Source organism: Streptomyces argenteolus, from assembly GCF_042902585.1.
Taxonomy (GTDB): domain Bacteria; phylum Actinomycetota; class Actinomycetes; order Streptomycetales; family Streptomycetaceae; genus Streptomyces; species Streptomyces argenteolus.
Genome location: NZ_JBIBEG010000001.1, coordinates 353,950 through 375,191 on the forward strand (window position 1 = coordinate 353,950; position 21,242 = coordinate 375,191).

14 protein-coding genes are annotated in these 21,242 nt (G+C 71.9%); 8 read left to right on the top strand and 6 right to left on the bottom strand.

Features of this window, described 5'->3' with window-relative positions:
- Positions 1-120: 120 nt before the first annotated feature.
- Complete coding sequence (glgP, locus tag ACFY8O_RS01545) at positions 121-2,799, bottom strand: alpha-glucan family phosphorylase (protein WP_387897772.1); 2,679 nt, start codon at positions 2,797-2,799, stop codon at positions 121-123.
- 710 nt (positions 2,800-3,509) lie between these two features.
- Between glgP and ACFY8O_RS01550 the strand changes: the two genes are divergently transcribed.
- From ACFY8O_RS01550 to glgB, 4 genes are all read left to right on the top strand, one after another.
- The gene (locus ACFY8O_RS01550; RefSeq protein WP_387897775.1) at positions 3,510-5,618 is read left to right on the top strand and encodes an alpha-1,4-glucan--maltose-1-phosphate maltosyltransferase; all 2,109 of its coding nucleotides are present in this window, start codon (positions 3,510-3,512) and stop codon (positions 5,616-5,618) included.
- Positions 5,615-7,321 carry a maltose alpha-D-glucosyltransferase gene (treS, locus tag ACFY8O_RS01555; protein ID WP_145803027.1) on the top strand — a complete coding sequence of 569 codons (1,707 nt, stop codon included), beginning with the start codon at positions 5,615-5,617 and terminating at the stop codon, positions 7,319-7,321. The genes ACFY8O_RS01550 and treS overlap by 4 nt, the downstream gene beginning before the upstream one ends.
- A gap of 250 nt (positions 7,322-7,571) precedes the next feature.
- Positions 7,572-9,014 carry a maltokinase N-terminal cap-like domain-containing protein gene (locus ACFY8O_RS01560; RefSeq protein WP_145803029.1) on the top strand — a complete coding sequence of 481 codons (1,443 nt, stop codon included), beginning with the start codon at positions 7,572-7,574 and terminating at the stop codon, positions 9,012-9,014.
- 40 nt (positions 9,015-9,054) lie between these two features.
- Entirely contained in the window at positions 9,055-11,523 is a 2,469-nt protein-coding gene (glgB, locus tag ACFY8O_RS01565; RefSeq protein ID WP_387897779.1) for a 1,4-alpha-glucan branching enzyme, read from the top strand.
- A 197-nt stretch (positions 11,524-11,720) separates the two neighbouring features.
- Here glgB and ACFY8O_RS01570 read toward each other — a convergent pair whose 3' ends face one another.
- Entirely contained in the window at positions 11,721-12,176 is a 456-nt protein-coding gene (locus ACFY8O_RS01570; protein ID WP_387897782.1) for a hypothetical protein, read from the bottom strand.
- A 246-nt stretch (positions 12,177-12,422) separates the two neighbouring features.
- Here ACFY8O_RS01570 and ACFY8O_RS01575 point away from each other — a divergent pair, with 246 nt between their 5' ends.
- On the top strand, positions 12,423-13,427 hold the full coding sequence (locus ACFY8O_RS01575) for a BtrH N-terminal domain-containing protein (RefSeq protein WP_387897785.1): 1,005 nt from the start codon (positions 12,423-12,425) through the stop codon (positions 13,425-13,427).
- Positions 13,428-13,450: 23 nt separating this feature from the next.
- Here the strand turns inward: ACFY8O_RS01575 and trxA are convergent, their stop codons facing one another.
- Positions 13,451-13,795: a thioredoxin gene (gene trxA, locus ACFY8O_RS01580; RefSeq protein WP_145803036.1), complete on the bottom strand. Its 345-nt coding sequence runs from the start codon at positions 13,793-13,795 to the stop codon at positions 13,451-13,453.
- Positions 13,792-14,208 (bottom strand): MerR family transcriptional regulator, encoded by a 417-nt coding sequence (locus ACFY8O_RS01585; protein WP_145803038.1) that lies wholly within the window; start codon positions 14,206-14,208, stop codon positions 13,792-13,794. Before ACFY8O_RS01585 ends, trxA begins: the two co-directional genes overlap by 4 nt.
- A gap of 179 nt (positions 14,209-14,387) precedes the next feature.
- On the opposite strand from ACFY8O_RS01585, the gene ACFY8O_RS01590 reads away from it, so the two are divergent.
- Positions 14,388-15,848 (top strand): family 16 glycosylhydrolase, encoded by a 1,461-nt coding sequence (locus tag ACFY8O_RS01590; protein ID WP_387897789.1) that lies wholly within the window; start codon positions 14,388-14,390, stop codon positions 15,846-15,848.
- Positions 15,849-15,855: 7 nt separating this feature from the next.
- Here ACFY8O_RS01590 and ACFY8O_RS01595 read toward each other — a convergent pair whose 3' ends face one another.
- Both ACFY8O_RS01595 and ACFY8O_RS01600 read right to left on the bottom strand, forming a co-directional pair.
- On the bottom strand, positions 15,856-17,097 hold the full coding sequence (locus ACFY8O_RS01595; RefSeq protein WP_145803042.1) for a hypothetical protein: 1,242 nt from the start codon (positions 17,095-17,097) through the stop codon (positions 15,856-15,858).
- A gap of 208 nt (positions 17,098-17,305) precedes the next feature.
- A complete protein-coding gene (locus tag ACFY8O_RS01600; RefSeq protein WP_145803044.1) occupies positions 17,306-18,673 on the bottom strand; it encodes a cation:dicarboxylate symporter family transporter in 1,368 nt (455 codons plus the stop codon).
- Between the two features lie 152 nt (positions 18,674-18,825).
- Here ACFY8O_RS01600 and ACFY8O_RS01605 point away from each other — a divergent pair, with 152 nt between their 5' ends.
- Positions 18,826-20,475, top strand: coding sequence for a sensor histidine kinase (locus ACFY8O_RS01605; RefSeq protein WP_145803046.1), 1,650 nt, complete (start codon positions 18,826-18,828; stop codon positions 20,473-20,475).
- Positions 20,472-21,146, top strand: a complete 675-nt coding sequence (locus ACFY8O_RS01610) for a response regulator (RefSeq protein WP_145803048.1) — start codon at positions 20,472-20,474, stop codon at positions 21,144-21,146. The genes ACFY8O_RS01605 and ACFY8O_RS01610 overlap by 4 nt, the downstream gene beginning before the upstream one ends.
- Positions 21,147-21,242 lie beyond the last annotated feature (96 nt).

Here is a 21,242-nt window from a genome sequence, read left to right on the forward strand (position 1 = left end):
CGGCTGTCATGTTAGCGAGATCACGGCGAAAACACCCCTGCCGGTTCTGCGGTGGTACGGGCGTCGCGCGGGTGGGCCCGGCGCCGCGGACACGCGCCGGGCCCACCGGTAACCGTGACGTCAGCGCAGGAGCACCCCGCCGCCGTCGACCGTGGCCGCGTTCGGCACCGCGACGAGGCCGAGCTCGGCGCCCGAGGCGAGCAGCGGATGCGAGGGCAGCACGCGCACGGTGTAGCCGTACGGACCCGTGCGGTCCAGGGCGAGCGGGCCCTCGTACAGCCAGCGGTCCTCCAGGTCGTGCCCGCCGGCCGGCTTCAGTGGGAACGTCTGGGCCTCCGCGATCGCGTCGCCGGAGTCGACACGCCCGGCGACCACCTGCACCTCGACGTCGTCCGGGTCGAGACCGCCGAGGGCGATCCGGACCCGGAGCGCCAGGGTGGACCCCAGCTCGGCCGAGCCGCCCACGACCGTGTCGGCCGAGGCCTCCACATGGTCGACGGCGACCTGGGGCCAGGCCGCGCGGATCCTGGCCTTCCAGGCGGCGAGCTCACGCGCCGTCGCGGGCTCCAGCGCCCGGCGCGCGAGCGCCGCGGGAGCGTAGAGGCGCTCCACGTACTCCCGCACCATCCGCCCCGCGAGCACCTTGGGGCCCAGGGTGACCAGGGTGCGGCGGACCATCTCGATCCACCGCTCGGGCAGGTCCTGCGCGTTGCGGTCGTAGAAGCGCGGCGCCACCCGGTCCTCGATCAGGGAGTACAGGGCGCCCGCCTCCAGCTCGTCGCGCCGCTCCTCGTCGGTGGCGGAGCCGTCGGCGGTGGGGATCGCCCAGCCGAAGTCCGGCTCGAACCACTCGTCCCACCAGCCGTCCCGCACCGAGAGGTTGAGGCAGCCGTTGAGCGCCGCCTTCATCCCGCTCGTACCGCAGGCCTCCAGGGGGCGCAGCGGGTTGTTGAGCCACACGTCGCAGCCCGGGTAGAGCTTCTGCGCCATCCCCATGCCGTAGTCCGGCAGGAAGACGATGCGGTGGCGCACCTTCGGGTCGTCCGAGAAGCGCACCAGTTCCTGGACCAGCCGCTTGCCGCCGTCGTCGGCCGGGTGGGCCTTTCCGGCGACCACGATCTGGATGGGGTGGGTGGGGTGCAGCAGCAGGTCCCGCAGCCGGTCGCGGTCGTGCAGCATGAGGGTGAGCCGCTTGTACGAGGGAACCCGGCGCGCGAATCCGATGGTGAGCACGTCCGGGTCGAGGACCCCGTCGATCCAGCCGAGTTCGGCGGTGCCCGCGCCGCGCCTGCGCCAGGAGGCGTAGAGCCGTTTGCGGACCTCGGCGACGAGCTGCTCGCGCAGCCCGCGGCGCAGGTCCCAGATCTCACGGTCGGGGACACCGGTCACCGCGTCCCAGCGCCGGGGTGTGGCGCCCGCCCCGCCGCCGGTACGGTCCGCCCGGCCGCCCCCGGCGCCGGCGAGCGCGTCCTCCGCGCGTTCGGATCCGACGGTGAGGGCGCCGAGCCGGAGGACTTCGGGGGCGACCCAGGTCGGGGCGTGCACCCCGTTGGTCACCGAGGTGATCGGCACCTCGGAGGGGTCGAATCCCGGCCACAGCCCGGAGAACATCTCCCGGCTGACGGACCCGTGCAGGGTGGAGACCCCGTTGGCGCGCTGGGCGAGCCGCAGGCCCATCACCGCCATGTTGAAGAGGTCGGGCTCGCCACCGGGGTAGGTCTCCATCCCGAGGCGCAGGATCCGGTCGACCGGGACCCCGGGGAGCTCGCCGTCGTCACCGAAATGTCGGGCCACGAGCTGGCGTTCGAACCGGTCTATGCCGGCGGGCACCGGCGTGTGGGTGGTGAACACCGCCCCCGCCCGGACGATCTCCAGCGCGGCGTCGAAGTCCACACCGGCCTCGGCGAGTTCCCGGATGCGCTCCAGGCCGAGGAATCCGGCGTGGCCCTCGTTGGTGTGGAACACCTCGGGAGCGGCGTGCCCGGTCAGCCGGCAGTAGGTCCGCACGGCGCGCACCCCGCCGATGCCGAGCAGCATCTCCTGGAGCAGCCGGTGGTCGCTGCCGCCGCCGTAGAGCCGGTCGGTGACGTCGCGTTCCCCCGGCGCGTTCTCCTCGACGTCGGAGTCCAGGAGCAGCAGGGGGACGCGGCCGACCTGGGCCTGCCAGACCGAGGCGTACAGGGAGCGCCCGCCGGGCAGGGCGAGCACCACCCTGCTGGGCGTGCCGTCGGCCTCCCGCAGGAGGGTGAGCGGCAGCTCGTTGGGGTCCAGTACGGGGTAGTGCTCCTGCTGCCAGCCGTCCCTGGACAGACTCTGGCGGAAGTACCCGTGGCGGTAGAGCAGGCCCACCCCGATGAGCGGCACGCCCAGGTCACTGGCGGCCTTCAGGTGGTCCCCGGCGAGGATGCCGAGCCCTCCCGAGTACTGGGGCAGGGCCGCGGTGACCCCGAATTCGGGTGAGAAGTAGGCGATGGCGGCGGGGAGCTCCGCGCCGCCGGAGAGCTGGTCCTGATACCACCTCGGGCCGCCGAGGTAGGCCCGCAGGTCCTCGGACACCTCGGTGAGCCGTCGCAGGAAGTGCTGGTCCCCGGCCAGCTCGGCGAGGCGCGCGGCGGAGACGGCGCCCAGCAGGCGCACGGGGTCGGCGTCCGCGGGCCGCCAGCCCTCGGGGTCGGCGGCCTGGAAGAGCTGTTGGGTCTCGGTGTGCCAGGACCAGCGCAGGTTACGGGCGAGGTCGCTGAGCGGTCGCAGGGGTTCGGGGAGGACGGGACGCACGGTGAATCGACGAATGGCCTTCACGTATCCCACCTTTACAGGGGACGTACGGATCCGAGGGGACGCACGACGGTGTACGCCCTCTCCGTCACCCTCGACGGTAGCGGTGCGGCGCGCCGGGCGGCCACGGCGCGCGACCGGCTCAGTGGGTCCGGCCCGGCGCGGGCCGCCCGCCCCCGCCCCCGGCGCTGCACCGGGCGCGCTCTCCCCCTGCCGCCTCCCGCGCCACTCGGGTCACAGGCGTCCCGGACACCCCTCCGGCCCCTGTCGCCGCTTGGGCCAGATGCGCCTGTTTCGCCCTCCTCCGTCACGGGCGATATGGCTGATTTCCCCTCCTCGTTCGGACTTGTGGCACCCCGCGCCACGGGGAAGGCTGCGGAGGTGCCCACGTGCCGGCCGGGGGAACGGCGCGCGGCCCACAGCGCGTGCACCTGTTGGACCCAGGAGTTAACACGCCGCCGGGTTGGCCGCCCGAAAGCGGTGGGAAGGCTCCCCCGGTACACACCCCCCGCGCTGCACACCCCAGGTGCCCCGGTCGGAGCAGGAACCCCCCGCGCACCTGCCATTCGAGTCCATTCGAGTGAACGCGGACAGGAGCGGCCATGCCCACAGCCCGCCAGCCGACAACTGAGCAGCTACAAAGGACGCAACCCCACCATCGCGGCGCGCGCGGTCAGCCCTTCACGCCCACGTCGCGCGCCGTGCATGCCGAGCTCCGACCCCCAGGTGATTCCATGATCGGTCGCATTCCCGTCCTGGACGTCCGTCCGCTCGTCGACTGCGGCAGACGTCCGGCCAAAGCCGTCGCGGGCGAGACCTTCGAGGTCAGCGCCACCGTGTTCCGCGAGGGACACGACGCGGTGGCCGCCAATGTCGTCCTGTGCGACCCGAACGGACGGCCCGGCCCCTGGACGCCGATGCGCGAGCTCGCTCCCGGCACGGACCGCTGGGGCGCCGAGGTGACCCCGGTGGCCGAGGGCCACTGGACGTACACCGTCGAGGCGTGGAGCGATCCGGTCACCACCTGGCGCGCCCACGCCACGATCAAGATCCCGGCGGGCATCGACACGGACCTGGTCCTGGAGGAGGGCGCCGAGCTGCACGCCCGTGCCGCCGAAGGCGTGCCCAAGCAGGACGGCCGCGAGGCCGTGCTGGCCGCCGTCGACGCCCTGCGCGACACGGGCCGCCCCGCGGCCGACCGGCTGGCGGCCGCGCTCGCCCCCGAGGTGGACGAGGCGCTCGGCCGCCACCCCCTGCGGGAACTGGTCACCGCCTCCCGCCCGATGCCGCTGACCGTGGAGCGCCGGCGCGCCCTCTACGGCTCCTGGTACGAGCTGTTCCCCCGCTCGGAGGGGGCGCGGTGGGAGGAGACCGCACCGCCGAAGCCGGCCCGCGCCTCACGGGCGGCCAGGACAGCGAAGACCGCGAAGACCACGACGGCCGCCGCGCGGAAGAAGAGCCCCAGGGTGACGGCCGAGCTCACCCCGCCGTCCCCCAGGCTGGTCAGCGGCACCTTCCGGACGGCCGCCGAGCGGCTGCCCGCCGTGGCCGCGATGGGCTTCGACGTCGTCTACCTCCCCCCGATCCACCCCATCGGCACCACCCACCGCAAGGGCCCCAACAACAGCCTCACACCCGGCCCGGACGACCCGGGTGTGCCCTGGGCGATCGGTTCCGCCGACGGCGGGCACGACGCCGTCCACCCGGATCTCGGCACCATCGAGGACTTCGACCACTTCGTCGCGACGGCCCGCACGCTCCGGATGGAGATCGCCCTGGACTTCGCCCTCCAGTGCTCCCCGGACCACCCCTGGGTGTCCGAGCACCCTGAGTGGTTCCACCACCGGCCCGACGGCACCATCGCCTACGCCGAGAACCCGCCCAAGAAGTACCAGGACATCTATCCGATCGCCTTCGACGCGGACATGAGCGGGATCGTCGCCGAGACGACGCGCGTCCTCCGGTTCTGGATGGACCACGGCGTACGCATCTTCCGTGTCGACAATCCGCACACCAAGCCGGTCGTCTTCTGGGAGAAGGTGATCGCCGACATCAACCGGACCGACCCCGACGTGATCTTCCTCGCGGAGGCCTTCACGCGTCCCGCGATGATGCGCACGCTGGCCTCGGTGGGCTTCCAGCAGTCCTACACGTACTTCACCTGGCGTAACACGAAGCAGGAACTCACCGAGTACGTGTCCGAGCTCTCGGGCGAGAGCGCCTCGTACATGCGGCCGAACTTCTTCGTGAACACGCCCGACATTCTTCCGGGTTATCTCCAGGAGGGCGGACGTCCCGCCTTCGAGGCCCGGGCCGTGCTGGCCTCGACGCTCTCCCCCTCGTGGGGCGTGTACGCCGGCTTCGAGCTGTACGAGAACACCCCGGTGCGTCCCGGGAGCGAGGAGTACCAGGACTCCGAGAAGTACCAACTCAGGCCCAGGGACTGGGAGTCGGCGGAACGTGAGGGCCGCTCGCTCGCTCCCCTGATCACCTCCCTCAACCGGATCCGGCGTCGCCATCCGGCGCTCCAGCAACTGCGCGACGTGCACTTCCACCAGGTCGACAACGAGGCGCTGATCGCCTACAGCAAGCGCTCCGGTTCGGACGTCGTCCTGGTGGTCGTCAACCTCGACCCTCACCACACCCAGGAGGCCACGGTCTCGTTGGACATGCCGCGTCTCGGCCTCGACTGGCACGAGAGCGTGCCGGTGCGCGACGAGCTCACCGGCGACACCTATCACTGGGGCAGGGCCTTCTATGTGCGTCTCGAGCCGGGTGTGACACCGGCGCACATCGCGGTCCTGCGACCGTCCCCGCCGACCGGAGGGTCACCCACACCATGATCGTCAATGAGCCCGTCCACGACCTGTTCGAGGACACTCCCGCCAAGGACCGCGATCCCGACTGGTTCAAGCGCGCCGTCTTCTACGAGGTACTCGTCCGGTCCTTCCAGGACTCCAACGGAGACGGCGTCGGTGACCTCAAGGGCCTCACCGCCAAGCTGGACTACCTGCAGTGGCTGGGCGTCGACTGCCTGTGGCTGCCGCCGTTCTTCAAGTCGCCTCTGCGCGACGGCGGTTACGACGTGTCCGACTACACCGCCGTGCTGCCCGAATTCGGCGACCTCGCCGACTTCGTGGAGTTCGTCGACGCCGCGCACCAGCGCGGCATGCGCGTGATCATCGACTTCGTCATGAACCACACGAGCGATCAGCACGACTGGTTCCAGCAGTCCCGCACCGACCCGGACGGCCCGTACGGCGACTACTACGTCTGGGCCGACGACGACAAGCAGTTCCCGGACGCCCGGATCATCTTCGTCGACACCGAGACGTCCAACTGGACCTTCGACCCGGTCCGCAAGCAGTACTACTGGCACCGCTTCTTCTCGCACCAGCCGGATCTCAACTACGAGAACCCGGCCGTGCAGGAGGAGATCATCTCGGCCCTGCGCTTCTGGCTGGACCTCGGCATCGACGGCTTCCGCGTCGACGCCGTGCCCTACCTCTACCAGCGTGAGGGAACCAACTGCGAGAACCTCCCCGAGACCCACGGCTTCCTCAAGCGGGTCCGCAAGGAGATCGACGCCAACTACCCGGACACGGTGCTGCTGGCCGAGGCCAACCAGTGGCCCGAGGACGTCGTCGACTACTTCGGCGACTTCCAGGCCGGGGGCGACGAGTGCCACATGGCGTTCCACTTCCCCGTGATGCCGCGGATCTTCATGGCCGTACGGCGCGAGAGCCGCTACCCGGTCTCGGAAATCCTCGCGAAGACCCCGGAGATCCCGTCCGGCTGCCAGTGGGGCATCTTCCTGCGCAACCACGACGAGCTCACGCTCGAGATGGTCACGGACGAAGAGCGCGACTACATGTACGCGGAGTACGCCAAGGATCCCCGGATGCGGGCCAACATCGGCATCCGCCGGCGTCTCGCGCCCCTCCTGGACAACGACCGCAACCAGATCGAGCTGTTCACGGCGCTGCTCCTGTCGCTGCCCGGCTCCCCGATCCTCTACTACGGGGACGAGATCGGGATGGGCGACAACATCTGGCTGGGCGACCGGGACGCCGTCCGCACCCCGATGCAGTGGACGCCCGACCGCAACGCCGGTTTCTCCTCCAGTGATCCGGGGCGGCTCTACCTCCCCACGATCATGGACCCGGTCTACGGCTACCAGGTGACCAACGTCGAGGCGTCGATGGCCTCGCCGTCGTCGCTGCTGCACTGGACGCGGCGGATGATCGAGATCCGCAAGCAGAACCCGGCCTTCGGCCTCGGCTCGTACAACGAACTGCCCTCGTCCAACCCGGCGGTGATCGCGTTCACGCGGGAGTACAAGGACGACCTCGTGCTGTGCGTCCACAACTTCTCACGGTTCGCACAGCCGACAGAGCTCGATCTGCGGGCCTTCAACGGGCGTCATCCCGTGGAGCTGATCGGCGGGGTGCGCTTCCCGGCCGTCGGTCAGTGGCCCTATCTGCTGACGCTCGCGGGGCACGGTTTCTACTGGTTCCGGCTGCGGAAGGACGCTCCGGTCGGCTGACCGCCGGTGACGGACGGCTGACGGCGCCTCACCGTCGAGGCGCCACCCGCGGGGCGGTTTCCGCCGCCCCGCACGGGGCACTCTCCCCCATATCGAGCTCTTCCGGGCTCCTTCGGGCGCCCATCGGCCCAATGATCGACTCCGTCGGACTTTTCCTCACCCGACACGTCCCGCACAGCCGGACAGCCATTGCCGCAATCCGGGACACTCTTCGCATCCTGTGGTGTGCCCGGGGAAAGGACGCGATGCCATGTCGGAGGCTGCATCCACTCGAGTCGCCCTGGCGAAGAGCACAACATCACGAAAGACGACGAGAAGGCATACGCCGAGCGGCACGGGCACCACGGCCCTGCTCGCCTCGCTCGCTCCCCTGCTCCACGAGTGGGTGCCCCGGCAGCGCTGGTTCGCCGGCAAGGGGCAGGCCGTCAGCGGCTTCTCGCTGGTCGCCGCCACCGAGATACTGCCGCTGGACGCCACGAGCACGGGCCCCGGGCTCCTGCATCTGCTCGTCCGGGTCCACCAACCCGGCAACCGCCACGCGCAGCCCCAGGAGGACTGCTACCAGCTGCTGCTCGGCGTGCACGGCACGCTCCCCCCACGGCTGGCCGACGCCCGCATCGGGCAGGTGACGGACGGGCCGCTGGCCGGCCGCACGCTGTACGAGGGGCTGCACGACCCCCGTGTCGCCGACCTCCTGCTGGAACGGTTCCGTCACCCGGGCACCCTCGGCCCCCTCCGCTTCGACCGTGCGGAACCGATCCCTCCAGGGCTCACCCCGCGGGTTCTGGACACCGAGCAGTCCAACTCCTCACTGGTCTACGGCGACGCCTTCATCCTGAAGATCTTCCGCCGGGTCTTCCCGGGCACCAACCCCGATCTCGAACTGCCGCTCGCGCTCGGCCGCGAGGGCTGCGGACGGGTCCCCGCCCCGGTGGCCTGGTTCGAGGCGACCACCGGGCCCGAGCCGCTCACGCTCGGCGTGCTCCAGCCGTTCCTGCACGGCGCGCAGGACGGCTGGCAGCTCGCGCTCGCCGCCCTGGCCGCGGGACAGGACTTCGTCCCCGAGGCGCACGCGCTGGGCCGTGCCACGGCCGAGGTGCACACCGCCCTCGCGGCGGCCCTGCCGACGCCTCCACTGGCCCACGACCGGACCAGGCACCTGGTGGCGGGGATGGTGGAGCGCCTGGAGGCCGCCGCCCAGGCGGTCCCCGCGCTCGTCCCGTACGTGCCGGGCCTTCGCACCGCCTTCGACGCCGTCGCCGCGCTCGGGGAGACCGGCCGCGGCTGGACGGCCCAGCGGGTCCACGGCGATCTGCACCTGGGCCAGACCCTGCGCGGGGACGACGGTTTCTGGTCACTGATCGACTTCGAGGGAGAGCCGGCCAGGCCGCTGCCCGAACGCCGCAGCCCGCAGCCGACGGTGCGTGACGTCGCGGGGATGCTGCGGTCCTTCGACTACGCGGCCCGCTCGCACCACCCGTGGAACCCGGAGTGGGCGGCCCGCTGCCGTGCCGCGTACTGCGAGGGCTACGCGAGCGCGGCGGGCGCCGACCCGCGCGGCGAGCCGGAACTCCTGCGCGCCCACGAGACCGACAAGGCGGTGTACGAGGTGCTGTACGAGGCCCGGCACCGCCCCGACTGGCTGCCGGTGCCGATGGCCGCGATCCAGCGCCTGGCCGCCGAGCCCGCGTGACCTCCCCTCCCACCACTCACCTTTCGAGGAGGCAGTCTCTGTGACCGCCCGCAAGCCGTCCCGCAAGTCCCCCGAGCCCATCGAGGTCCCGCCCACGGCCCAGCCGGTGACCACCGAGGTCACCGCCCCCGCCGCGGCACCGGCCACCGCCCCGGCTCCGGCTCCCGCCTCAGCCGCCCCAGCCGCCCCAGCCGCCTCAGCCGCCTCAGCCGCCGACGCACCCGCCGAGGCCGCGCCCGCGGCGCCTGCCAAGCGCCCCCGCGCCAGGAAGACGGCCGCCGCGGCCACCGGGGCCCCGCCCCGCCCCCGGCGCGGCGGTGGCAGCAAGAACGTCCTGCCCGCCCCCGCCCTGGACCCCGCGGACCGAGGCAGGCTGCTCGCGGGCGACCACCACGCGCCGCACGACGTCCTCGGCGCGCACCCCGCTTCCGGCGGCGTGCTGTTCCGCGTGCTGCGGCCGTTCGCCCGCTCGGTTTCGGTGCTGGTCAAGAGCAAGCGGGCCGAACTGCAGAGCGACGGCGACGGCTTCTTCTCCGGCGTCCTGCCGCTTCCGGCGGTGCCCGAGGCCTACCGCCTCCAGGTCGTCTACGACGACAACACGATCGAGGTCGAGGACCCCTACCGCTTCCTGCCCGCCATCGGTGAACTCGATCTGCACCTGATCGGCGAAGGCCGGCACGAGGAACTGTGGAAGGCGCTCGGCGCCCAGCCGATGGAACACCAGGGCGTCACCGGGACCCGCTTCACCGTCTGGGCCCCGAACGCCCGGGGCGTACGCGTGGCGGGAGACTTCAACTACTGGGACGGCACCGCCTTCCCGATGCGCTCGCTCGGCGGCACCGGTGTGTGGGAGCTCTTCCTCCCGGGTGTCGGTGAGGGGGCCGTGTACAAGTACGACATCTGCCGGCCGGACGGCTCCCACACGCAGCGCGCGGACCCGATGGCCCGCGGCACCGAGGTGCCCCCGGCCACCGCATCGGTGGTGACCGCGTCGCACCACGAGTGGCAGGACGCCGACTGGATGCGGCACCGCGGCGACCGCCCGGTGCACGAGGCCCCCTTCTCGGTCTACGAGGTCCACCTGCCGTCCTGGAGGCCCGGCCTCGGCTACCGCGAGCTGGCCGCCCAACTGCCCTCGTACGTACGGGAGCTGGGCTTCACCCATGTCGAGCTGATGCCGGTCTCCGAGCACCCGTTCGGCGGCTCCTGGGGTTACCAGGTCACCGGCTTCTTCGCGCCGACGTCCCGCATGGGCTCCCCGGACGACTTCCGCTTCCTGGTCGACTCCCTGCACGCGGCGGGCATCGGCGTCCTCATGGACTGGGTTCCGGCGCACTTCCCGCGCGACGACTGGGCCCTCGCCGAGTTCGACGGCCGGCCGCTGTACGAGCACTCCGACCCGCGACGGGCCGCCCACCCCGACTGGGGAACCCTGGAGTTCGACTACGGCCGCAAGGAGGTCCGTAACTTCCTGGTCTCCAACGCCACGTACTGGTGCGAGGAGTTCCACATCGACGGGCTGCGGGTCGACGCCGTCGCCTCCATGCTGTACCTCGACTACTCCCGCGAGGACGGCCAGTGGTCGCCGAACGAGCACGGGGGCCGGGAGAACCTGGACGCGGTCGCCTTCCTCCAGGAGATGAACGCGACGGTCTACCGGCGCAATCCGGGTGTCGTCACCATCGCGGAGGAGTCCACCGCCTGGGAGGGCGTGACCCGCGCGACGGACCACGGCGGCCTGGGCTTCGGCCTCAAGTGGAACATGGGCTGGATGCACGACTCGCTGGTGTACGTCTCCAAGGAGCCCGTCCACCGCAAGTACCACCACAACGAGATGACCTTCTCGATGGTGTACGCGTACAGCGAGAACTACGTACTGCCGATCTCGCACGACGAGGTGGTGCACGGCAAGCAGGCGCTGGTCACCAAGATGCCCGGTGACTGGTGGCAGCGCCGCGCCAACCACCGCGCCTACCTCGGCTTCATGTGGGCGCACCCCGGCAAGCAACTGCTCTTCATGGGGCAGGAGTTCGCCCAGGGCGCGGAGTGGTCCGAGGGTCACGGGCCCGACTGGTGGCTGCTCGACGAGACGTACGAGGCCTCCGGCGACCACCGCGGGGTGCGCACCCTGGTCACGGACCTCAACGCGGTCTACAACGCGCTGCCGGCGCTCTGGCAGCTGGACACCTCCCCGGAGGGCTTCTCCTGGATCGACGGCGGCGCGGCGGAGGACAACGCGTTCAGCTTCGTCCGCTACGACGCGGACGGCTCGCCGCTGATCGCCGTCTCCCACTTCTCCCCGGTGGTGCGGCACGACTACCGCATCGGGGTCCCGGACGGACCGGAGTCCTGGGTGGAGGTCCTGAACACCGACGCGGCGCGCTACGGCGGCGGCGACGTACGCAACGGGGAGCCGCTGAAGCCGGAGGCGGTGCCGGCGCACGGCAGGGACACCAGCATCACGCTGACCCTCCCGCCGCTGGCGACGGTCTGGCTGCGGCCCGCCTGACGGCGTGAGGAGGGGCGGTGCACCGCGCACTCCGGGTGCACCGCCCCTCCCCCGGCACGGGCGCCTGAATCTCCGCGGCGCCTTCGCTCGCGGGGGGCGTGCGAGCCGGACCTCCGCGTGCACCGCCCGGGCCGGGAACGTGCGGACCGGACCTGCGGGCGCACCGCCCGCTCGTCCGGGGCGCCGGGCGAGCCGCTCTACTTGAGCTTGTACGAGCAGGGCTTGCCCGTCGCGCCGCCCTCGTTCTCGACGACGGTCTTGCCGTCGACCGTGATCGAGCATCCTGCCGCGACCAGCTTGCCGTCGGCGGCCGTCGTGTTGCCGGGGGTGACGATGACCAGCCGGCCGACCTCGCGCTCGGCGCCGCGCGGGGCGATGGTGGCCGTCTTCGTCCACGGCAGGTCGACCTCCTTGAAGCCGGAGTCGTCGAGGGTGTACATGACGTTGCTCCTGCCCGTCCCCTCGACCTTGATCGTCACCTCGTGCGAGGCGCCTTCCTCCACGCCCCCGCCGGTCTCCTTCGCCCCCGCGGACTCCTGGGCGGCGGGGGTGTCCCCCTTGCCCGCGTCGGCCGGCTTCTCCTCGCCACCACCGCAGCCCGTCAGCAGAGCGGCCGTCAGAACGAAGGCCGTCGCGGTGAGTGTCCTGCTCATCTGCTTCCCCCAGGGAATCCATGTCCTTCCGGCGCGCGGGGTGCGCTCCGGTCCTCGATGAGCCTAACCAGCCGCGCCGACAGCGCTCCTGAGGGTCCGGCGGCGGCCGGGGCACCGGTGGGGGAAGGCCTCGGCGCGCCGTCGTCGGCGTGTGCGCCGCACCGGCTTGGGGCCCCTTCGCGCCGGACGCCGCCAGTAGGGTCGGAGCCTGGAACCGACCGCTGGAACCGACCGGAAGGGCAGGGCATGGCCGAGGTGCACGACATCGACGCCCGCGGTGCGCGGCACTGCGAGACGACCGCTCTGGGGGTGCTGCTGCGGCACGAGGGACTCGATCTGTCCGAGCCCATGCTCTTCGGCCTCGGCTCCGGCCTGTCCTTCATCTACTGGGACGCCAAGAACCTGGACTTCCCCTTCCTCGGCGGGCGGGTGAGGCCCTTCGACCTCACCAGGAACCTGGCCGGCCGGCTCGGTCTGGACCTCCGGGTCCAGGAGACCACCTCGCCCCGTAAGGCCTGGGCGGACGTGACGGCGCACGTCGACGCGGGCCGCCCCGTCGGACTCCAGCTCGACAGCGGGCACCTCGACTACTTCACGCCCAAGGTCCACTTCGGCGGGCATGTCGTCGCCCTGTACGGCTACGACGGCCACGAAGCCCGGCTGGTGGACACCGCCCAGCAGGGCGGAGCGGTGACGACCAACCTGACCGGCCTCGCCCGGGCCCGGGCCGCGCGCGGACCCATGACGGCGAGGCACCGGTCCTTCACCCTCAGCGTCCCCCGGACCGCGCCGCCCCCGGAGAGCCGGATCGTCCCCGCCGTCACCGCCTGCGCCGCGGTCTTCCTCGACCCGCCCATCGCCAACCTGGGCCACCGTGGCATCGAGAAGGCGGCCAAGCTGGTGCCCACCTGGCTCCGGCGGACGGACGACCCGCGCCGGGACCTGCCGCAGGCCGCCTTCCTGATGGAGGAGGCCGGCACCGGCGGCGCGCTGTTCCGCAACCTCTACCGGGACTTCCTCGCCGAGTGCGCGCAGCTGGTCGGCGACCGGCATCTGCGCACCGGGCACGCGCTGTACACCGAGGCGGCCACCCTGTGGACCGAAGCCGCGGCCCTGATCGCCGCAGCCGGTGAGTTGGGCGACGAGCAGGACCTCGTACGGGCAGGCAATGTGCTGCGTGACGTGTCACGCGTCGAGCGCGAGGCCATGCGGGCGCTGGTCCGGCTGGAGGACGGGAGGGCGCCCGCGTAGGGCTCCGTCCCCCGCCTGCCGGTTCAGACGGCCGCGGGCAGGACGTCCTCCAGCTCCTGGAGCAGCCGCCGCTTGGGCCGGGCGCCGACCATGGACTTCACCGGTTCGCCGTCCTGGAAGACCATCAGCGTCGGCATCGACAGCACCGCGTAGCGGCTGGTGACGCCCGGGTTGTGGTCCACGTCGATCTGGACGATCTTGAGGCGGCCCGCCTCCTCCCGGGCGATCGCGCCGAGCACGGGGGCGAGCTGGCGGCAGGGCCCGCACCAGTCGGCTGTGAATTCGACCAGGACCGGCAGGCCGCCCTCCAGCACCTCCCGGTCGAACGTCGCGTCGGTGACCTCTGCGACACCTTCGACGTGGATCATCTGTCGTCCTCCCAGTTCAGTTCGCATCGTGGTTCGGGGCCGCCCGGCAGCTCGGCGGAGGCCTCCAGTTCGGCGCGCGCGAGCTGAGCGCCCACCTCCGCACGGACCGACCGCAGCTGGTCGATGAGCGCGTCCAGCTCGCCGAGCTTGCGCCGGTAGACGGCGAGCGAGGCCGGGCAGGAGTCGCCCGCCGGGTGGCCGGCGCGCAGGCAGTCGACGAAGGGACGGGTCTCCTCCAGGTCGAACCCGAAGTCCTGGAGGGTCCGGATCTGCTCGATCAGCCGCAGGTCGCTCTCGTCGTACGTGCGGTAGCCGTTCTCCGCGCGGCGGGCGTGCAGCAGGCCGCGCGACTCGTAGTACCGAAGCGTCCGGGCCGTCGTCCCGGCGCGTTCGGCCAGTTCCCCGATTCGCATACCGCGACCGTAATCCTTGACGCCGACGTCAAGGCAAGCCGTGCATCAGGGGCCGACGTGACCGCGTTTTCCGGAAGTTGAACGGCCGGGGCCATTGACGGGCGCCCCGAGTGCAACTAAATAACTCTGAGAGCGCTCTCAAAAGTACCTTCCCGGCACCGTCCCCACCGGAGGTCCCCTTGCGTACGAGCCGCACCATCCCCCACAGACGCACGACCGTCCTCGCCGCCCTCACCGCCCTGGCCCTTGTCCTCGCCGGAGTGATCACCGTCGCCGGTTCCGGGTCCGCCCGGGGTGACGTACCGACCACGCCTGGCTGGAACCTCCAGTGGAGCGACGACTTCAACGGCGCGAACGGCAGCCTGCCGTCCTCCGCGAACTGGCAGATCGACACGGGACACGGCTATCCCGGAGGGCCCGGCAACTGGGGCACCGGAGAGATCCAGAACTACACCTCCAGCCCCGACAACGTCAGCCTCGACGGCAGTGGCAACCTCCGCATCACCCCGCTCCGCGACGGTGCGGGGAACTGGACCTCCGGCCGCATCGAGACCAAGCGCGCCGACTTCAAGGCCCCGGCGGGCGGCACCCTGCGCATCGAGGGCCGCGTCCAGATGCCGAACGTGACCGGCAACGCGGCCCTGGGCTACTGGCCGGCGTTCTGGGCCCTCGGGTCCCCGTACCGGGGCAACTACTGGAACTGGCCGGGCATCGGCGAGTTCGACATCATGGAGAACGTCAACGGGATCAACTCCGTGTGGGGTGTGCTCCATTGCGGGGTCAACCCGGGCGGCCCCTGCAACGAGACCACCGGCCTCGGCAACAGCCGCACCTGCCCGGGCGCGAGCTGCCAGTCCGCGTTCCACACCTACCGCTTCGAGTGGGACCGCGCCGTCACCCCCAACGCCCTGCGCTGGTACGTCGACGGGGAGCTCTTCCACAGCGTCACCCAGAGCCAGCTGGACGCCACGACGTGGGCCAACATGACCGACCACGCCGGCTACTTCCTCCTGCTGAACCTCGCGATCGGCGGGGCGTTCCCGAACGCGCTCGGCGGCTCCACCCCGACCGCCGAGACCGTGCCCGGCCGGCCCATGCTCGTCGACTACGTGGGCGTCTGGACCAAGGGCGGCAGCGGGACGACCGACCCGCCCACGAACCCGCCCACCGGCTCCTCCACCCTCGTCCTGCGCAGCGGCGGAGGCCTCGGGGCAGCCCAGTCCGCCGCCTCCTCGGTGACGGTCGCCTCAGCCGGCGGGGGGAACTACGACGGCACCCCGCACAGCCCGCAGACCTTCACCGCCACCGGCATCACCCGGACGTACGACGGTGGAGCCACCCAGTTCGACCTGTTCACGGACTCGGGTACCACCATCGCCAACGGGCAGCAGGTGAGGGTGAGTTACGACCGCACCGGTGACGGGACCTGGGACCGCACGGAGACGTACAACTACTTCGCCACCGACCCCGTCAACGGCTACGAGCACTACACGCAGGCCAAGGGGCTCAAGGCCTCCACCGGAAGCCACGGCAACCTCGTGAACGGCACGGTGAAGGTGGAGGTCTGGAACGCCATCGGCAACGGACCGAGCACGGTGGGGGTCGGCAACCAGTCGGCCGTCCACATCCCGTTCGGGTGATGCTGCGTCAGGACGCCCTGAGGTAACAGGTGTAGTCGCCTGTCACCGTCGTCTGCGCCCCGTCTCCGCCCATGCTGAAACTGCTGCCCACACTGGAGGAACCGACAAGATTGAAGCCCTGAGCGTACGAGCCGCCGCGCTGCCAGTCATCCGGCGCGGCGGCCAGTGCCCGCTCGCACTCCACCCTGGCGTACGAGTCACCGTTCGCGATGTCCTGCTTGCCGGGGAGGGCCCGGTCGACCTTCACCTGGGCCAGCACCCGCAGTTCGTGCCGGTCCGAGCAGTCCACGGGCCGCACGACCGTCGTGGTCCCGAGTCCCGTGCCGGCGGTGGTGGCGCACCGGCCGTCGTCGAGCGTGCCGATCGCGGCGAGCACCTTCCCGGCGTCCTCGACGGGCCGCCCGCCGGCCTCCGGCCCCTTGCCCTTCACGGGCCGGCCGAAGGCGCTGAGCTCGTACGAGGCGCGCAACTGCTTCACCTCGCGCAGGAGCCGCTGCTCGTGGAGCCTGGCCAGGACGGGGCCGAGGTCGGCGGTCGCCGCTGCCAGCCTCCCCTCCGCGTCCAGGCGCACGGTGAGCTGGACCGGCCTCGTGCCCCAGTCGTGCTGGAGGCTCTGCAGGTCCCGGGGGAGCAGTTCGGCGGCCACCTCGGGGAGCACAGTCACCCGGTAGACGCGGCTGCCGTCCTCCCGGCGCGCGGGCTTCTCCCGTGGGATCACTCTGGGCACGAGGTCGGCGAGGGTTCCGCTGTACGGGGCCGTGTCACCGGCGGCGTGCGCCGCGACCACCCCGGTGGTCTCGCCGAGTTCGTTGACCGCGTCAGGGGTGTAGCGCAGCCAGGCGGTGTCCCCGCTCCGGACGTAGACGTCGTCCCCTGCGGTGGCGACCGACTGCTTCCCTTCGGGGGCCGATTCCCGGAGCAACTCCAGGTCGTCCGCCGGGAAGTGACGTCCGGCGGTCAGGCCCAGCGTCACGAGGGAGGTGCCCCGCCCGTAGTCCTGGCTCCCCCTCGCCTGGTGCACGGCGTCGCCGCCGGCCGCCCCGTAGACCAGCGTCGACACGAACGCGGCGGTGCCCGCGCCGCGCGTGGCGTCCGTCGCGGCCTGGAACTGCTCGGCGAGCGGCAGCCCGTAGACCGCCTCGCCCGGCTCGGGCCGGTCCTCGGCGGCGCACCCGGCCGCGCCGATGACCGTCGGCAGCAGCAGTGCGACCGTGGCTCTCCAGTGTCGTCCGGTCTTCAGCGTCCCCACCCCTTGAGTCTGGTCAGGACACCCGTCGCGCCTGGTCAGGACAGTGATACTGCGCGGGACGGCGGCTGGGCGCCAGCACGGAATGATCACATCGGCGACGGCCGGAGTGGCGTGCGTACGAGCGGTCGGCACGAGAGCGGCAGGGCGGCACGCGAGCGGCCGGCACGGGGATCCCGTACCGGCCGCTCGGTCACGCGTCAGGCCCTCGTCACACCTTCACCAGCGAGGGCTGCTCCTCGCCGCCGTCCCTGGCGTCGGGGACGTGCGGCTCTGCGCCGTGGACGTCGTCGGTCATCGTCTTCTCGTCGAAGGGAAGGGCACCGGAGAGGACCTGGTCCACCCGGGCCCGGTCGATCTCCTTGGTCCAGGTGCCGACCAGCACGGTGGCCACCGCGTTGCCCGCGAAGTTCGTCAGGGCGCGGGCCTCGCTCATGAAGCGGTCGATGCCGACGATCAGGCCGACGCCGTCGACCAGGTCGGGGCGGTGCGACTGGAGGCCGCCGGCGAGGGTGGCGAGACCCGCTCCGGTGACGCCCGCGGCGCCCTTCGAGGCGATGACCATGAAGACCAGCAGGGAGATCTGCTCGCCGAGGGTCAGCGGGTCGCCCGTCGCGTTGGCGATGAAGAGCGAGGCCATCGTGAGGTAGATCGCGGTGCCGTCGAGGTTGAAGGAGTAGCCGGTCGGCACGGTGATGCCGACGACGGGCTTGCTGACGCCCATGTGCTCCATCTTCGCGATCAGCCGCGGCAGGGCCGACTCGGAGGACGAGGTGGAGAGGATCAGCAGGAACTCGCGGCCCAGGTACTTCAGCAGCGTGAAGATGTTGATCCCGGCCACCAGGCGCAGGAGCGCCCCCAGGACCAGGAACACGAAGAGCGCGCAGGTGACGTAGAAGCCGATCATGATGATCGCGAGGGACTTCAGCGCGTCCACGCCCGTCTCGCCGACGACCGCGGCCATGGCGCCGAAGGCTCCGACCGGGGCGGCCCACATGATCATGGCGAGGATGCGGAAGACGAGGCGCTGGATGTGGCCGATGCCCCGGATGACCGGCTCGCCGGCCGAGCCCATGGCCTGGAGCGCGAAGCCCGCGAGCAGGGCGATGAGCAGGGTCTGGAGGACCTCGCCCTCGGTGAACGCCGAGACCATGGTGGTGGGGATGATGCCGAGCAGGAAGTCCACGGTGGACTCGCTGGCACCCGAGGCCTGCTCCTCACCGGCGGCGCGGGCCGCCTCGGTGAGGTGGAGGCTGGAACCGGGCTCCAGGAGGTTTCCGACGACGAGCCCGATGGCCAGGGCGACGGTCGACATGACCAGGAAGTAGCCGAGGGCCAGACCACCGACGGCGCCGACCTTGGCGGCCTTCCGTACGGAGCCGACGCCCAGCACGATCGTGCAGAAGATGATGGGCGAGATCATCATCTTGATGAGGCTGACGAAGCCGGTGCCGATCGGCTTGAGCTCCACGGCGAAGTCGGGAGCCACGAGGCCCACCGTGATGCCCAGCACCACGGCGGCGATCACGGCCAGGTAGAGATAGTGCGTGCGGTCCCGTCGTGCGGCTTTCTCTGCCACGGGGTCTCCTCGGGTGTGCGGCGGCTCCCCGTCCCTGGGGGCTTCGGTGACTATCCACTTCCCTGTGACGGCCGTCACCCTTGCGTTCATATCGTTCACGGACGCTTATCGGCCACCTTGGGCCGGTGGTCGCCGCGAGGCAGACTGTGGGCATGCGTCTGCCCCGTACCGTCCCCCGGAGCCTGGCCGGCCAGCTCTTCGCGATGCAGGCCCTGCTCGTGGCGGCGGTCGTCGCCGGGTGCGCGCTCTTCACGTACGCGTCCGGCCGGTCCCAGGCCGAGGAGACGGCGGCGCGCCAGGTGCGGGCGGCTGCCCTCGCCATGGCCGGATCTCCGTCGGTGCGGGAGGCGATCCGTACCCCGGACCCCTCCGCCGTACTCCAGCCGTACGCGGAGCGGGTCCGCCAGGACACCGGGATCGCCTTCGTCACGATCATGGATCCGCGCGGGGTGCGCTGGACCCACCCGGACCGCACGCAGATCGGCAGGAGCTTCATCGGGCACACCGAGCGGGCGCTGCGCGGGGAGACCTTCGAGGAGACCTACACCGGCACCCTGGGCCCTTCCATACGCGTGGTCACGCCGATCCACGACGGGGGCAGGATCGTCGGCCTGGTCAGCGCGGGAATCACCGTGGAGCGGGTGTCCACGCAGGTGCGGGAGCAGCTCGGCGCGCTGGGGACGGCGGCGGGCGCCGCGCTGCTGATCGGCGCGCTCGGGACGTACGTGATCAACGCCAGGCTGCGGCGGCACACCCACGGTATGAACGCCCGGGAGCTGAGCCGGATGCACACGTACCACGAGGCCACGCTGCACGCGGTGCGGGAGGGGCTGCTGATGCTGGACGGGCAGCGCAGGGTCGCCCTGATCAACGACGCGGGGCGGGACCTGCTGGGGCTGGATCCGGGGTCGGTCGGGCGCAGGGTCGACGAGCTCGCGCTGCCGGCGCCCCTGACCGGGGCGCTCCTCGCGTCCGAGCCGCGGGTGGACGAGGTCCACCTCACGGCGGACCGGGTGATCGTCGTCAACACCAGCCCGGTGGTCGGCGGCGAGCGGCGCGGCACGGTGGTGACCCTGCGCGACCACACCGAGCTCCAGGCGCTGTCGGGCGAGCTGGACTCGGAGCGCGGCTTCACCCAGGCGCTGCGCTCGCAGGCCCACGAGGCGGCGAACCGGCTGCACACCGTGGTGTCGCTGATCGAGCTGGGCCGGGTCGACGAGGCGGTGGACTTCGCGACGGCCGAGCTGGAACTGGCGCAGGTGCTCACGGACCGGGTGGTGGGGGCGGTGGCCGAACCGGTGCTGGCCGCGCTGCTGCTCGGCAAGGCGGCGCAGGCGAACGAGCGCGGGGTGGAGCTGGTGCTCGCGCGGGACAGCCTGATCGACGACGGGGCGCTGCCGCGGTCGCTGGCCGCGCGGGACCTGGTCACGATCCTCGGGAACCTCATCGACAACGCGGTCGACGCCGCGTCCGAGGCGGGTCAGGACGACGGCGGGCCCCTCCCGGCCCAGCGCACCGCGACTCGGGCCCTGGTCACCGTGACGGCCCGCACGGACGGGGGCGAGCTGCTGCTGCGGGTGGCGGACACGGGCGGCGGGATCGGCCCGGACGAGGCGGACGAGGTGTTCGCCAGGGGCTGGACGACCCGTGGCGCCGGCCGCGGCCTGGGCCTGGCGCTGGTGCGGCAGGCGGTCCACCGCAACGGCGGCACGGTGACGCTCGGCCGGGCGGCGGACGGAGGCGCGGAGTTCACGGTGCGGCTGCCGCTCGCCGGCCGTACGGCGGCGGTGGTGGCCCGGTGATCCGGGTGCTGGTCGTGGAGGACGATCCGGTGGCCGCCGACGCCCATCAGCTGTACGTGGGCCGGGTGCCGGGCTTCGAGGTGGCGGCCGTGGCCCACTCCCGGGCCGAGGCCGTGCGGGCCCTGGACCGCACGGAGGTGGACCTGCTGCTGCTCGACCTCTACCTGCCCGACGGCCACGGACTGCAGCTGCTGCGCTCGCTGCGGGCGGCGGGGCACGGCGCCGACGTCATCGCCGTGACGTCGGCGCGCGACCTGGCCGTGGTGCGGGAGGGCGTGTCGCTCGGGGTCGTGCAGTACGTGCTGAAGCCGTTCACCTACCCGACCCTCCGGGACCGGCTGGTGCGCTACGCCGAGTTCCGGGCGGCAGCCGGTGAGGCCAGCGGCCAGGAGGAGGTGGACCGCGCCCTGGGCGCCCTGCGCGTCGCGGACCCCGCCACGCTGCCCAAGGGCCTGAGCGGACCGACGCTCGAGGCGGTGACCGGTGCTCTGCGGGAGGCGCCGGAGGGGCTGACGGCGGCAGCCGCCGGGCAGGAACTGGGCATGTCGCGGATCACCGCCCGCCGCTACCTGGAGCACCTGGTGGCGGCGGGCCGGGCCGAACGGCGGCCGAGCTACGGTCAGGTCGGCCGGCCCGAGCTGCACTACCGCTGGGTGGCCGAAACCCGCTGATCATGCCGGCCCGGCCGGAGACGGGCCGATAGGAGGATCGTACGAAGGGTGAACTGAGAGGAACAGCCTGTAGCCAGCGGGTTCCCCGCCTTCTAC